The organism is Lentzea terrae, from assembly GCF_003265345.1.
GTDB lineage: Bacteria > Actinomycetota > Actinomycetes > Mycobacteriales > Pseudonocardiaceae > Lentzea > Lentzea terrae.
In genome coordinates, this window is the sequence record NZ_QFWW01000005.1 from 1 (window position 1) to 13920 (window position 13920).

At 68.4% G+C, this 13920-nt stretch carries 14 protein-coding genes; 10 read left to right on the plus strand and 4 right to left on the minus strand.

Features of this window, described 5'->3' with window-relative positions; translation table 11 throughout:
- Positions 1–71: 71 nt before the first annotated feature.
- Positions 72–1157, minus strand: coding sequence for an HNH endonuclease signature motif containing protein (locus DI276_RS08715; RefSeq protein ID WP_157984591.1), 1086 nt, complete (start codon positions 1155–1157; stop codon positions 72–74).
- Between the two features lie 545 nt (positions 1158–1702).
- Here DI276_RS08715 and DI276_RS08720 point away from each other — a divergent pair.
- From DI276_RS08720 to DI276_RS08735, 4 genes are all read left to right on the plus strand, one after another.
- Positions 1703–2338 carry an FABP family protein gene (locus DI276_RS08720; RefSeq protein ID WP_198680524.1) on the plus strand — a complete coding sequence of 212 codons (636 nt, stop codon included), beginning with the start codon at positions 1703–1705 and terminating at the stop codon, positions 2336–2338.
- An 87-nt stretch (positions 2339–2425) separates the two neighbouring features.
- The gene (gene pxpB, locus DI276_RS08725) at positions 2426–3013 is read left to right on the plus strand and encodes a 5-oxoprolinase subunit PxpB (protein ID WP_112262830.1); all 588 of its coding nucleotides are present in this window, start codon (positions 2426–2428) and stop codon (positions 3011–3013) included.
- Positions 3010–3861: a 5-oxoprolinase subunit C family protein gene (locus DI276_RS08730; RefSeq protein ID WP_112262781.1), complete on the plus strand. Its 852-nt coding sequence runs from the start codon at positions 3010–3012 to the stop codon at positions 3859–3861. The genes pxpB and DI276_RS08730 overlap by 4 nt, the downstream gene beginning before the upstream one ends.
- A gap of 126 nt (positions 3862–3987) precedes the next feature.
- Positions 3988–6504, plus strand: a complete 2517-nt coding sequence (locus tag DI276_RS08735) for a glycosyl hydrolase family 18 protein (protein ID WP_232836533.1) — start codon at positions 3988–3990, stop codon at positions 6502–6504.
- Position 6505: 1 nt separating this feature from the next.
- On the opposite strand, the gene DI276_RS08740 is transcribed toward DI276_RS08735, so the two are convergent.
- Positions 6506–7348, minus strand: a complete 843-nt coding sequence (locus DI276_RS08740; protein ID WP_112262783.1) for an aminodeoxychorismate lyase — start codon at positions 7346–7348, stop codon at positions 6506–6508.
- Between the two features lie 71 nt (positions 7349–7419).
- Between DI276_RS08740 and DI276_RS08745 the strand changes: the two genes are divergently transcribed.
- Genes DI276_RS08745 through DI276_RS08765 form a run of 5 tightly spaced genes read left to right on the plus strand, consistent with a single transcriptional unit; the run spans position 7420 to position 11567 of the window.
- Positions 7420–7812, plus strand: coding sequence for a Fur family transcriptional regulator (locus DI276_RS08745; RefSeq protein WP_198680528.1), 393 nt, complete (start codon positions 7420–7422; stop codon positions 7810–7812).
- Entirely contained in the window at positions 7809–8870 is a 1062-nt protein-coding gene (gene ygfZ, locus DI276_RS08750) for a CAF17-like 4Fe-4S cluster assembly/insertion protein YgfZ (RefSeq protein WP_112262785.1), read from the plus strand. The genes DI276_RS08745 and ygfZ overlap by 4 nt, the downstream gene beginning before the upstream one ends.
- A gap of 17 nt (positions 8871–8887) precedes the next feature.
- On the plus strand, positions 8888–9712 hold the full coding sequence (locus DI276_RS08755; protein ID WP_112262786.1) for a BKACE family enzyme: 825 nt from the start codon (positions 8888–8890) through the stop codon (positions 9710–9712).
- A 60-nt stretch (positions 9713–9772) separates the two neighbouring features.
- Positions 9773–10342, plus strand: a complete 570-nt coding sequence (locus DI276_RS08760; RefSeq protein ID WP_112262787.1) for an RsiG family protein — start codon at positions 9773–9775, stop codon at positions 10340–10342.
- 43 nt (positions 10343–10385) lie between these two features.
- On the plus strand, positions 10386–11567 hold the full coding sequence (locus DI276_RS08765; RefSeq protein ID WP_112262788.1) for an MFS transporter: 1182 nt from the start codon (positions 10386–10388) through the stop codon (positions 11565–11567).
- Here DI276_RS08765 and DI276_RS08770 read toward each other — a convergent pair.
- Positions 11510–12373 carry a hypothetical protein gene (locus DI276_RS08770; RefSeq protein WP_112262789.1) on the minus strand — a complete coding sequence of 288 codons (864 nt, stop codon included), beginning with the start codon at positions 12371–12373 and terminating at the stop codon, positions 11510–11512. The two genes, DI276_RS08765 and DI276_RS08770, sit on opposite strands and share 58 nt — an antisense overlap.
- 173 nt (positions 12374–12546) lie before the next feature.
- Between DI276_RS08770 and DI276_RS08775 the strand changes: the two genes are divergently transcribed.
- The gene (locus tag DI276_RS08775; protein ID WP_112262790.1) at positions 12547–12735 is read left to right on the plus strand and encodes a DUF3073 domain-containing protein; all 189 of its coding nucleotides are present in this window, start codon (positions 12547–12549) and stop codon (positions 12733–12735) included.
- 72 nt (positions 12736–12807) lie between these two features.
- Here the strand turns inward: DI276_RS08775 and DI276_RS08780 are convergent, their stop codons facing one another.
- On the minus strand, positions 12808–13797 hold the full coding sequence (locus tag DI276_RS08780; RefSeq protein ID WP_112262791.1) for an NADH:flavin oxidoreductase/NADH oxidase: 990 nt from the start codon (positions 13795–13797) through the stop codon (positions 12808–12810).
- Between the last annotated feature and the right edge of the window lie 123 nt (positions 13798–13920).

The following is a 13920-nucleotide window of genomic DNA, read 5'->3' on the forward strand; positions in this document are numbered from 1 at the left end:
TGGCGCGCTCCCGGAATGGCGTCAGCGGGTATCGCCGACGTCCATTGCGGGCGAGCCCGTGGGCCCGCCCGTCATGCCGCTGCGGCGTGGAGGAGGTTGCGTCTTGGCCTGCGTTGCGGATCGAGCCACGCCGGGGCATAGAACGTGGGTATGCCGTGGACCATCCGCACTGTCCACTCGCTGTGGTGGATCAGTGTGTGGTGGTGGCGGCACAGCAAGACCGCGTTGTCCACCGAGGTGACACCGCCGTCGGCCCAGTGGTGAACATGGTGGGCGTCGCAGTGTTTCGGTGGTCTGCCGCAGCCGGGGAACGCGCAACCATGGTCGCGGGCGACCAGGATTCTCCGGATTCCCGCCGGGAACGTGCGGGTCTTGCGGCCGATGTCCATCGGCTGCGACTTCTCGCCCAGGAGCAGCGGGATGATCCCTGCGTTGCAGGCCAGCTGGCGGACCTGGGCGGCCGGGACGCGTTCCTGGTTGTCCAGCGTGGCCTGGCCGACCTGAGCAGCCAGGTCGTCGTAGCGCATGGTCAGGGTCAGGGTGACCGGTTCGCCGCCGTGCTCGGATAGCTGGTCGGCGCGCAGGAGCATGTCGACCAGGTCGGCCAGGGCGTCGTCTTCGCGTTCGGCGCGGGACCGCAGGTCGGGGCCCTCTTCGGCCGTGTCGGGGCGGGGCTTGGCCAGCGGATCGAGCAGCGCCTCGTACTTCGCGCCGGTCACCGCGTCCAGCTTCGCCCGGATCACCAGCCGCCCGTCTTCCCACCGCATCACATGCTCGTTGACCGGCTGGACGGGCTCGGCGTCACGGGGCTCGGGGTCGTTCTGATAGAGGCCGTAAGCCAGGTCCTTGCCGAACTTGCGCACCGCCATCGGCTCGTAGTCGCGGGCATAGTCCACGACCAGGCCCTCGACCTCGGCGGGCAGATCCTGCATGACCTGGGCCACCACCGCGACATGCTCCAGCGACAACGCACCCTCGGCCACCGCCTCGGCCGTGACGGGCAACTCGGCCTCGAGCTCGCTGCCGGTCGGCGTGATCTCCCGACTCAACAGACCCGCGTGCGCGACCCATTTCTTGGCGGTGTTCGCATCCCAGCGCACCGCATGACGCAGCACCTGAACCAAATTCTTGTAACCCCAGCTCGGATGCGGCGCCACGCCGATCCAACTCGGCGATTTTCTGCATCACCGCAGATTCGCGGACCCGGATTTCCGTCACCTCGTCGACGACACTGCTAAGCAGCTCGCCGGTGGACAGAAGTCGGGTTTCGCTCACGTGTTCTACTCTACCGCAAGATCACAAAACGATAACGGCGCAAGGTGAACACAAACGAGTGAACCGAGCCGAACGCACGCACGCTTGCGATTGGGGCTTGACTTTGGGTACGAGGTTCTACCCTTTTCCGCCCGACAAGCACCTCGCAAGGGCCCCGAAGTCAAGCCCCCAATCGCGATCGTCGCGAAGCGGCGATGACGCAACCAAAGCCCGTCCGGCCACCCCACGCGACCACCCACGCAAGGCGACCCGACCGCGCCCACCGCAGGGCCACGGGTGTCGTCCACCACCACAACTCTGCACGTCAAGCCCCGAGAGATATCCTCACCCCCGTGGAACACATCTTCACGGGACTCCTGGTACTAGTGACGATCGCCGTCATGTGGTTCGCCGGCTACGTCGTCTACCGCCTCTACAGCGACCAGCGATGACCAGCTCGGGCACCCCGATTCCGGGCAGTGGCGACGAGGCCATCCGCCTGGCGGAAGAGCGCGCCGCCGCCACCAGGGCGCGCAACCTCCCGCAGTTCACGGACATGCCGATTGCCGGTGACACCGCGAACCTGCGTGAAGGCGCCAACCTGAACGACGCGCTCTTGAGCGTCCTGCCGTTGGTGGGCGTGTGGCGTGGGGAAGGCGAGATCGTCTACCCGACGATCGACGGGCCGTTCCGGTTCGGGCAGCAGATCACCTTCGCGCACGACGGGCGGCCGTTCCTCGTTTACGAGGCGCGCAGCTGGCTGCTCAACGAGGCCGGTGAGGTGATTCGGCCCGCGGCTCGGGAGCAGGGGTTCTGGCGGCCGCAGCCCGACGACACCATTGAGCTCCTGCTCACGCACAACACGGGCATCGTCGAGTTGTACTACGGCAAGCCGCGCACGCAGACGTCGTGGGAGTTCGAGACCGACGCCGTGATCCGGACTGCGAGTGCCAAGGAAGTGCTCGCCTCGCAGCGGCTGTACGGGATTGTCAGCGGTGACCTCGCGTACGTCGAGGAGCGCGCGATGATGGGGCAGCAGATGCAGCCCCACGCGTCTGCGCACCTCAAGCGCGTCGTCGGCTGAGCTGACCCAGGCCCGTAGGCCGACACGCGGGGAAACTTGGGTCGTGGGATTGTTCAACAATCCCACGATTCCCCGTAGCATGTGTGCATGCTGCTGCGGCGCTGCGGAACCGATGCGCTCCTCGTCGAAGTCGACTCGCTGAGCGAGGTCGCGGCCGTGCGCGCGGCATTGCAGGGGCTCGAGGGCATCGAAGAGCTGGTTCCCGCTGCCAGGACAGTGCTCGTCAAGGGCGCACTGAAGCAGGTCAGGGACGCACTTGCCACCGCGGACCTGACCAAGGTGCCCGCGCACCACTCGCGCGAGATCACCATCCCGGTCAGCTACGACGGTCCGGACCTCGAACTCGTCGCGGAAACCGCAGGGATCAGCCCAGAAGAAGTCGTCGAGCTCCACACCGGCGCCACGTACGAGGTGGCCTTCTGCGGTTTTGCGCCCGGCTTCGGCTACCTGACCGGGCTGCCGAAAGAGCTTCAGCAGCCCAGGCTCGACTCCCCGCGCACGAAGGTCCCGACAGGCAGTGTGGGCATCGCCGGCGAGTTCACCGCCGCCTACCCGCGCGCGACGCCGGGCGGCTGGCGGTTGATCGGGCGCACCGAGATCACGCTGTTCGACCCCAAGGCCGCGACGCCCGCGCTCCTGCAGCCCGGCGACCAGGTCAGGTTCGTGGTCGCGTGAACCGCAGCGTGACGATCCTCCACACCGGTCCGCAGGCGCTGATCGAGGACCTCGGCCGACCTGGGAACGCGCATCTCGGTGTGCCGCCGTCCGGTGCGGTCGACCCCTACTCGCTCAAGCTCGCCAACCGGCTGGTCGGCAACGCGGAAACCGCGGCCGGCCTGGAACTGCTGCTCGGTGGACTGAAAATCCGGGCCAACGGGTCGTGCACCGTCGCTGTCACCGGGCCGGCGACGGAGGTCCGGGTCAACGGCAGGCTTGCGGACTCGCACCAGCCCGTGCACCTGGAAGCCGAAGCCGTCCTGGAGATCGGTGCCCCGCAGACCGGGCTGCGCAACTACCTCGCCATCTCCGGTGGCATCGACGTGCCGGAGGAACTCGGCAGCCGGTCGACCGACCTGCTGTCCGGAATCGGTCCAGACCCGTTGCAGGACAACGATGTTCTGCCGCTCGGTACGCCGAACGTCCCAGCCGGAGCGGACGTCGTGCCACCACACCAAGTGCCGCAAACGTTGGTCATCCCGATTCTGCTCGGACCGCGGGACGACTGGTTCGACGATGCGGAAACCCAGCTGCAGCAAGGGTCCTGGACCGTGTCCGAGCGCAGCAACCGCGTCGGCGCGCGACTCAACGGCACCAAGCTGAATCGTCGTGACGGCGAGATTCCCAGCGAGGGCGTGATCACCGGCGCGGTCCAGGTGCCGCCGGACGGGCAGCCCGTGGTCTTCCTGAACGACCACCCGACGACCGGCGGCTATCCCGTCATCGGTGTCGTCGACCGTGATCACCTGCGGTTTCTCGGTCAGGCGCGGCCGGGAACGAGCGTGCGGTTCCGCCCGATCGACTGAAGACCACGGCGTTGACGTAAGTGGTCCAGACCAAATACGGTAACTCCAGGCCGCCGCGGAATCTCTACCAACCTGGAGTTCCGCATGCGCCGAATCCCTGCCCTGTTAGCAGTTCTGGTCGCTGTAGTGGCTCTGGCGGTGCCCGCACAGGCCGCCACGGGCATCACCGCGACCTTCTCCCGCACCGGCACGAGCGGCAAGTTCGTGGTCGCCAACGCGAGCACGGCCGCGCTCAACGGGTGGTCGCTCAAGTTCGACCTGCCGGCCGGAGTCACGGTGAGCAACGTCCAGAACGCGACGACCACCCAGAACGGCACGAGAGTGACGCTCACTCCTGCCTTCTACATCAACAACATCCCCGCCGGGCGCAACACCGAGCCGTACAGCCCGACGTTCACGTTGAGCGCGGCGGCCGACCCGACCGCCTGCACGATCAACAACATGGCCTGCGACGGCAGCGGTGACCCCGCTCCGGCGCCGACGGGCGTCACGGCCGACTACTCGGTCGCCAACAACACCGCCAAGTTCATCGTGCGCAACCACACCACCGCCGCGATCTCCGACTGGTCGATCGTCTTCACGCTGCCCAACGGCGTGACGGTCAGCAACGGCCAGAACGGCACGGTTTCCCAGAGCGGCAACCAGGTCACCGTGACCCCCGCCCACTACAACAAGTCGGTCGCGGCCGGCGGCAGCACCGAGCCGTACAGCCCGACGTTCTCGATCAGCGCAGGCGTCGAACCGGTCACCTGCCGGATCAACAACGCGAACTGCAGCGGCGCCCCGGACACTCCGCCAAGCGCCCCAACGGGTCTGGCCGCACCGACCAAGACCACGCGCACGGTGACGCTGCAGTGGAACGCCTCCACCGCGGGCTCGCTCCCGATCGCGGGCTACGACGTCTACAACGGTTCAACGCTCGCGACGACCAGCACCACGACGTCCGCGATCGTCACCGGCCTGAACCCGAACACCGCGTACTCGTTCACGGTGCGGGCCAAGGACACCAAGGGGACACAAAGCACCCCCAGCGCGGCGCTGAGCGTCACGACCAACAACCCCGCCGACGACACCACACCGCCCACCGCACCGGGCAACCTGCGCGCCACGACGAAGGACGCGGGCAGCATCACGTTGGCGTGGAACGCTTCCACGGACAACCGCGGCGTCGCGAACTACGACGTCTACGTCGGCACAACGGTGAAGATGACGGTCTCCGGCACCACGGCGACGGTCACCGGCCTCGCACCGTCGAGCAGCTACACGTTCACCGTGCGCGCACGCGACATCTACGACAACCTGTCCGCGCCCAGCAACGCACTGACCGAACGCACCGGTGACATCGTCGCCGGGCACGCGAAGGTCGGCTACTTCGTGCAGTGGGGCATCTACGGCCGTCAGTACTTCGTGCGCAACCTCGACACGTCGGGCTCAGCCGCCAAGCTCACGCACCTCAACTACGCCTTCGCGAACATCGACCCGGTCAACCTGACCTGTCTGCAGGGCGTCACGAAGGGCACCACGCCGAACCCGCAGGACCCGAACCAGGGTGACGGCGCCGGTGACGCGGAAGCCGACTACAGCAGGCCGTTCGCGGCCGGCCAGTCCGTCGACGGGGTCGCGGACACCGGCTGGGAACCGTTGCGCGGCAACTTCAACCAGCTCAAGAAGCTCAAGGCGAAGCACCCGCACCTCAAGATCCTGATCTCACTGGGCGGCTGGACCTACTCGAAGTACTTCTCGCCGGCCGCGGCCACCGACGCGGCGCGCAAGAAGTTCGTGCAGTCGTGCATCGACATCTACATCAAGGGAAATCTCCCGGCCTACAACGGCGCCGGCGGGCCCGGCAGCGCAGCCGGGATCTTCGACGGCATCGACCTCGACTGGGAGTGGCCCGGCGCGGAAGGACACGCGGGCAACATCGTCAGCCCCAACGACAAGGTCAACAACTCGCTGCTGATCGAGGAGTTCCGCCGCCAGCTCGACGCGCTCGGCGCCACGACGGGCAAGCGCTACCAGCTGACCGCGTTCACGCCGGCCGACCCGGCGAAGATGGACGCCGGTTGGGAGCTCGGCAGGGTCGCGCAGTCGCTGGACATCTTCAACGTCCAGGGCTACGACTTCCACGGCGCGGGCAGCGACAACTCGTGGGAGCCGAACCGCACCGGTCACCAGGCGAACAACCACGTCGACGTGGACGACCCGTACTCGTTCCACTTCAGCAACGAGGTCGCGATCCAGAAGTACCTGGACGCGGGAGTCAGTCCGCGCAAGCTCACCATCGGGCTCGCGTTCTACGGCCGCGGCTGGCAGAACGTCACCGCGGGCGGCAAGAACGGGGAATGGCAGGCAGCAGGTGGAGCCGCACCTGGCCAGTTCGCAGAAGAAGCGGGCACGCGCGGGTACTCGAACCTGATCGCGAGCGTGCCGAACTGCACGATCCACCACGACACCCAGGCCGTTGCCACGTACTGCTACCAGGGCAACGGCGGTCAGTGGTGGTCGTTCGACGACACGTGGTCGATCCAGCAGAAGACCGCGTGGCTGCGCAGCAAGGGCATGCTGGGCGCGATGATCTGGGAGATGTCCGGTGACACGGGCAACGGCACTCTGATGAGCGCCGTCGCCACGGGTCTGCCGTAACTCAGTACTCGGACTCGTACAGGCTCTGCAGCTCGGTCAGCAGGGCCGACGAGTCGGGCAGCTGCTTGCCGTCCAGCGTGTTCACCCGCGTGATCTTGCGGACGCTGGACGCGAGGAACACGCCCTCGGCGTCGTAGAGCTCGCCGGTCTGGATCGGCTCCACGAGCACGGTCCAGCCGGCGCGCTCGGCGGCGCGGAACAACGCGTACTGGGTGGTGCCGGGCAGGATGCCGAGCTTCGACGGCGGCGTCACGAGCGTCTTGCCGCGCACCAGGATCACGGTCGAGGTCGGGCCCTCGAGCACCGAGCCGTCCGACGTCGTGAAGATGACCTCGACGGCGCCGCGGCGCTCGGCCTCGCGGATGGCGGCCATGTTGATCGCGTACGACAGCGACTTGGCGCCGAGCAGCAGCCACGGCGCGCGGTCGGCGAGGTCCGCGTCGATGCCGCGGTCCAGCGTCACCGCGGAGAGGCCCTCTGCGCGCTGCCTGAGCACCTTCGCGCCGATCTCCATGCCGAGCGCGAAACCGGTCGGCGTGCCGTCGCCGCCCTCGACACCGCGGGTGTAGACGAGCTTGAGTGCGAACTCCTCGCCACCGGTCCAGTTGCCGATCACGAGCTCGACCGCGCGCTCGAACTCCGCACGCGGCGGGGGCAGCATGTCGAGCATGGCGGCGGACCGGTCGAGCCGGTCCAGGTGCGGCGTGAGTTCGCGGGGCTTCCCGCCGACCACGAGGATCGTTTCGAACACACCGTCACCGCGCATGAGTCCGAGGTCGTCGACGCGGATCTGCGGCGAGTCGGGGTCAGCGAGGGTTCCGTCGAGCAGTGCCAGCACGCGCATGGACCGAGCCTACTAACATCGGGGTTGTGGAGACCGCAAGAGGCCTGCGCAAAACGCTGCACGACCGCGGCATGCGGATGACGCCGCAGCGCCAGCTCGTGCTGGACGCGGTCAGGTCGCTGGGCCATTCGACGCCGGAGCAGATCTGCCAGCGCGTCCAGGAGACCGCGCCGACGGTCAACATCACCACGATCTACCGCACGCTCGACCTGCTCGACCGGCTCGGGCTGGTCCGGCACACGCACCTGGGCCACGGCGCGCCGAACTACTCGGTCGACGACCACCAGCACGTGCACCTGGTGTGCCACGTCTGCGGCCGGATCGACGAGATCCCGTGTGAGCTGCTCGACCCCCTGGTCGGAACATTGCGGGACCGCGACGGGTTTGAACTGGATGCGACCCACCTCGCGCTGTCCGGCACGTGCCGTGACTGTTTGAAGCAGGAGCAGGAGACCACTGAGTGACCTTCCCAGGAGCCGTCCCGCCGCCCGACGATTCCACTGACGCAGGCGTTGCCTGGCACTACGGCGACCCGTTCGCCGAGCAACGTTCGGCTGCTCGATCAGTCGTGGTCGTGGACCGCTCCAACCGGGGTGTCATCGCGATTCCCGGCGAGGACCGGCTGAAGTGGCTGCACCAGCTGACGAGCCAGCACTTCGAGCAGCTCGGTGAGGGTGCCGCGACCGAGGCGCTGATCCTCGACGCGCAGGGCAGGCTCGAGCACCACATGGTCGCCGCGAACGTCGGCGGCACGGTGTTCCTCGACGTCGAGAAGGTCGACGACCTGCTGGCGTACCTGACGAAGATGGTCTTCTGGTCGAAGGTCGAGCCGCGCGACGCCACGGCCGAGTTCGCGCTGCTGTCGGTCATCGGCCCGGACGCGCCGACGTTGCTGGAGAAGCTCGGCATCGAGCCGCCGACGGCTGTGGCCGCGCTGGGCGAGGGCTTCGTGCGCCGCACGTCGTGGCCTGGGCAGAGCTCGTTCGACCTGCTCGTGCCGCGCGCCGAGCTGGCCTCGTGGTGGCAGCGGATCACCGACGCGGGCGCGCGCCCGGCCGGCAGCTTCGCGTTCGAGGCGCTGCGGGTCGAGGCACTGCGGCCGCGCCAGGGCATCGACACCGACGAGCGCACGATCCCGCACGAGGTCAACCTGATCGACCCGGCCGTGCACCTCAACAAGGGCTGCTACCGGGGCCAGGAGACGGTCGCGAAGGTCCACAACGTGGGACGCCCGCCGCGCCGGATGCTCCTACTCCACCTGGATGGTTCTGCGGACGCCCAGCCGGAGACCGGCGACCCGGTGACGCTGGACGGCCGCGCGGTCGGCCGGGTGGGCAGCGTGGTGCTGCACCACGAGCTGGGCCCGATCGCGTTGGCACTGGTCAAACGATCTGTTCCGATTGAGTCGGAGCTCGTCGCCGGAGCCCCCGAACGGGAGGTTCAGGCGCGGATCGACCCTGATTCCGTGCCACCGGACACCCCAGGTCTCGGCAGGGAAGCCGTTCGCAACCTGCGAGGCTGAGCCCTAGAGTCCTGCGCATGTCCCAGGGCACGCTCATCACCGTCGCTCCCACCGGAGCGGAACACGCGAAAGCCGACGTCCCGCAGCTTCCAGTGACCCTGGAAGAGCTGGTCTCGACGGCGCAGAGCTGCGAGCAGGTCGGCGCGGCGATGATCCACGTCCACATCCGCGGCGAGGACGCCAAACCGACGCTGGACCTCGGCCGCTTGAAGGCGACCGTCGAGGCACTCCGCGAGCAGACCAATCTCGTCGTCCAGCTGTCGACCGGCGGGTCGGTGCACGACCCCGAGTCGGACCGGCTGCGAGTGCTCGAGGCGATGCCGGACTCCGCGTCCTGCACGATGGGCACGGTCAACTTCGGCGACGACGTGTTCCTGAACCGCTGGGAGTTCATCGTCGCCCTGCACAAGGGCATGCAGGAACGCGGCATCGTGCCGGAGTACGAGATCTTCGACATCGGCCAGCTCGCGTCGTTGAAGCGTCTGCTGGACCAGCACGGCCTGCCGGCGGGCGGCCACGTGCACGTCGACTTCGTGATGGGCGTGCCCGGCGGCATGCCCGGTGACGCGGCCACTCTGGTCGCCGCAGTCAACGCTCTGCCAGACGGTGCAACGTTTTCCGCCACCGGGATCGGCAGGACGACCATTCCGGTGATGTTCACCGCACTGGGTGCGGGTGGCCACCTCCGAGTGGGTATGGAAGACACGATCAGTTACTCACGTGGTGTGCCCGTCCGGGACAACGCACAGCTCGTAGCGCGCGCAGCAGGTCTGGCGAAGATCGCGCAACGGCCTGCTTTGTCACCAGATGAGACGCGAAAGCTCCTGGGCGTGCACATTTGAGACAACTTTGGTGCATGGGATGTGTTGGCGGGCGAGGAGGATCTACCGCAGGATGGACACGTGATCGAGGTGCGTCCTGGCGGGCGCCGCCGAATCGACAGGGTGCTCGCCCCCGACTACACGGAGGGCGTCGAGCAGCGCCCGCTCGTCGAGGTGCGCGAACTCCGCGACGAGGCAGCGCAGGAAGAGACCGACCTGTCCTACCTGCGGCGGCTGTTGCACGCGCGGATCGACATCGTGCGCGCGGAACAGGAGCGCCGCAGCTCCGGCGGCTCGGCGGTGGTCGAGCAACTGGCCACGATCCTGTCCACGAATGCCGTTGGTCCGGCGACCGGCCTCGGCCGGTACCAGACCCATGAGCCGTCACGTGCTGATGCGCATCAACGGCACGTCGAGGCTTTGGTGTCCGACGTCGACCTCTCCGACGTGAGCAAGTTGTCCGACGATCGCCTGGCCGAGGCGTTGGAGACGTTCATCTCGGAAGAGGCCTCGGTGTCGGTGCGGCGGCGCGAGGTGCAGGTGGTCGTCGACAAGCTCAACGCCGAGATCGCGTCGCGCTACCAGCGCGGGAGTGCGTCGGTGGACGAGCTGCTGGCGGCCGAGCGCGGCCACCACCGTCCCAAGAGATAAGACGGGCGTTCCACTTTCTGAACTGCCGACCTAGCGTGCCCTCATGGGGTACCGCTGGGTCGTGCTGTGCATCGGGGCTTTGGCGCAGGGCACGAACGCGGCGGTCTTCCTCGGTCTTTCCGCCGTCAGCCCCCAGTTGCGTGATCACTTCGGCCTGACGCTGCCCCAGGTCGGACTGCTGCTCGGCGCCGTCAACCTGGGCACGATGGTCGCGCTGGTGCCCTGGGGCTTCTTCGCGGACCGGCGCGGTGAGCGGCTGGCCATGGCGATCGGCGGGTTCGGTGCCGCGGCCTGTCTGCTCGGGGTGGCGCTCGGCAACGCGTGGATCGCCGGTCTGGCCCTGCTCGGCGCCGGGCTGTTCGGCGCGAGCGTGAACGCCGCCAGCGGACGGGCGGTGATGTCCTGGTTCCGCTCCGGCCGGCGCGGGCTGGCGATGGGCGTGCGGCAGACCGCGACACCGTTGGGTGCCGCGCTCACCGCGGCGTTCCTGCCCGGCATCGCGATCGTGCACGGGATCCCGGTCGCGTTCGTGGTGCTGGCGTCGGTGACCGCGTTCGTGGCGCTGGCGGTGGCGTTGCTGGTCCGCGAGCCGCCGGGAGCCACGCGTGGCAGCAGCGAACACGGCCTGGTGCTCAAGGACCCGAGGCTGATCAGGCTGACCGTCGCCAGCGGCCTGCTGGTGGTTCCCCAGTTCACCGCGGCGACCCTGCTGGTGCCGTTCCTGCACGAACACCGGGGGCTGACCGTGACGACGGCAGCCGTGGTGTTCGGGATCGCTCAGGCCCTCGGCGGCGCGGGCAGGCTCGCGGCCGGGATCTGGTCGGACCGGGTCGGCAGCCGGGTCGGGCCGTTGCGGATCCTCGCCGTGGTAATGGCCGCGGGTTTCGCGTTGACCGCCGCGCTGGACCAGGCGCCGCTGCCGGTGCTGGTCGCCGTGCTGGTGCCGACCAGCGTGGTCGCGCTGGCGTGGAACGGGCTCGCCGTCACCGAGGCCGGTGAGCTGGCACCGGAGGGCCGCAGCGCGACCGCGATCAGCATGCAGAACACCTCGAACTACCTCAGCGCGGCGATCACGCCCGGCCTGGCCGGCTGGGTGGCCGTGCACGTCGCGTGGCCGGCGGCGATGGTGCTCGCCGGAGTGGCCTCGGTGGCGGGCTGGGTGCTGCTTCAGCCGTGGCGTTCCCGGCGGGCCAGCTCGCCCCAGAACTCGCGCAGCGTCTCGTAGCGCAACGCGACCTCCTCGGCGTCACCGGCTTCGAGGGCGTCGACGATGGCGTTGACGTCGGCTGCGGACGTGTCCTCCAGGAGGTCCTTGTCCTCGAGCAGCTGCACCAGGCCGCCGTAGTCGAGCTCGACCGCCGAGTGCGGGTGGAAGTGCTCCAGCCAGCGTCCGGTGTCGGCGAGGACCTTGGCCGGCCCGTCCTCGCCCAGCGACGACTTCACGACCTTGAGCGCCCGTGCGACGCGGCGGCGTGCGTCGGCCATCGCGACCCGCCACGAGACCTGCCGTTCCGGGTCGTCCTGGGCGCTGGCCAGCACCACGCGGCGCTGGGCGGGATCGACGAGGGCGAACCAGGGCAGCGGCACCGTCCACGTCGTGGAGATCACGTGGACCGCTCCTGCCGAGAGCTCGGCCATCACGGCGGACGCGCGCGCACGGACCGTTTCCGGAGCCACGTTCAGCGCGGCGTCCTGCAAGATCGGCGGAGAAGAGGCCAGGAAGCCCACCAGAGCGGCGGCTGAGCGCGCCCTGAGGTCCAGTGGGCAGACGAGGGGCCCAGGGCCGACACGCGCGGCCTCAGAGGTCGGCACCTCGGCCGGGCTGATCGTCATGACGTCGAACTGCGACGCGCCCGGAAGCATCTTGTCGGCCAACTGTGATCGCAACCACAGTTCCCGTTCCCGGTCGCCGACCTCCGAGCGGGGGATGGGCCCGGTTTCCAGGGCTTTTCTGACCTTGTCCGCTAGCGGTGCGTCCAACACCGATAACGGTTCGTACACCCGAAGGTAGGCGACGAACGGTCTGGGCACCTGTGCATCCTTCCACGCGAGGGGGGCCGCGAGATTTGGCGGTACGTGTCACGCCTACCGCGTCGCGAGGAACCCCATCGGCACGGTACGGTAGTTACCAGGAACTAGTTGTCGAGACGAGTGGGGCCGCCGTTCCCCCGGCCGCCCCCGTCCCTGTGCGAGGGGGTCGAGCCATGGGGCGCGGCCGAGCGAAGGCCAAGCAGACGAAGGTCGCCAGGGAGCTCAAATACAGCTCTCATGAGACCGACTTCGCTGCGCTGCAGCGCGAGCTGTCTGGTGGCGAAACGTCGTTGTCGAACGGGAGTAGTGGTGACGAACCACATGACGACCCGTACGACGACTACGACGACTACCGTCGCTGAATTCAGCCTGACGGGTTCAAGGGTTGGGTGGCTGATCATCAGTCACCCAGCCCTTGAACTCTGAGGGCGCTTTCAGAACGCCCTGGCGTACTGCCTCGGTGCGTTGACCTCCACACCCAGCTGCTGTGCCGCGCGCAGCGGCCAGTACGGGTCGCGGAGCAACTCGCGCGCGAGCAGCACCAGGTCAGCGGACCCGTCCGTCAACACCTGTTCGGCCTGCGTCGCCTCGGTGATCAGGCCGACCGCACCCGTGGGCACATCTGCCTTGCGTCGCACCGCCTCGGCGAGCGGCACCTGGTAGCCCGGCCCGACGGGAATGTCCGCCTGCGCGGTGTTGCCACCGCTGGACACGTCGATCAGGTCCGCACCCGCGGCCTTGAGCGCCTGTGCCAGCACAACGCTGTCGTCGACGGTCCAGCCGTTGTCGACCCAGTCGGAGCCGGAGATCCTGACGATCACCGGCACCTCCGGTCCGACCGCTGCCCTGATGGCGGCGGTGACCTCGACGGGGACGGCGATGCGCTCCTCGATGCTGCCCTCGTTCGTGAGCGGCGAGTAGAACTCGTGGAGCAGGTAGCCGTGGGCGGCGTGGATCTCGAGCACCTCGAAGCCGGCCTCGACCGCCCTGAGCGCCCCGTCGACGAACGCCTTCACGACGTCAGTGTGGCTCTCAACCTTCTCCGGCACGTTAAGACCGGGGAACGGCTCTGTGGTCGGCGCCACCGGAACCCAGTCACCGACTGCCTTGCGCCCGGCGTGGGCGAGCTGGATGCCGGGAACCGAGCCCTGCTCCTTGATGAACGCGGTGATCCGCCGCCAGGCCTCGACCTGCTCGTCGTTCCAGATGCCGACGTCCTCCGGCGAGATCCGGCCGCGCGGCTCGACGGCCGTGGCCTCGGCGATCACCAGGCCGGCACCGCCGACGGCCCTGCTGCCGAGGTGGACCAGGTGCCAGTCGTTCGGGACGCCGTCGGTCGCCGAGTACTGGCACATCGGGCTCACCGCGATGCGGTTGGGCAGGGTGACCGACCGGAGGGTCAGCGGGGAGAAGAGCAGGCTCACGGGAGGCTCCCTAGAACAGTTCGTAGACCTAACCAACTGTTCAAGGGATCACTGGCGGCGTGTTGTTCCCGGCGGCGCGGTCGTCTCAGTCACTGGGCGATCACGCTCGGTACGAATGCGGTA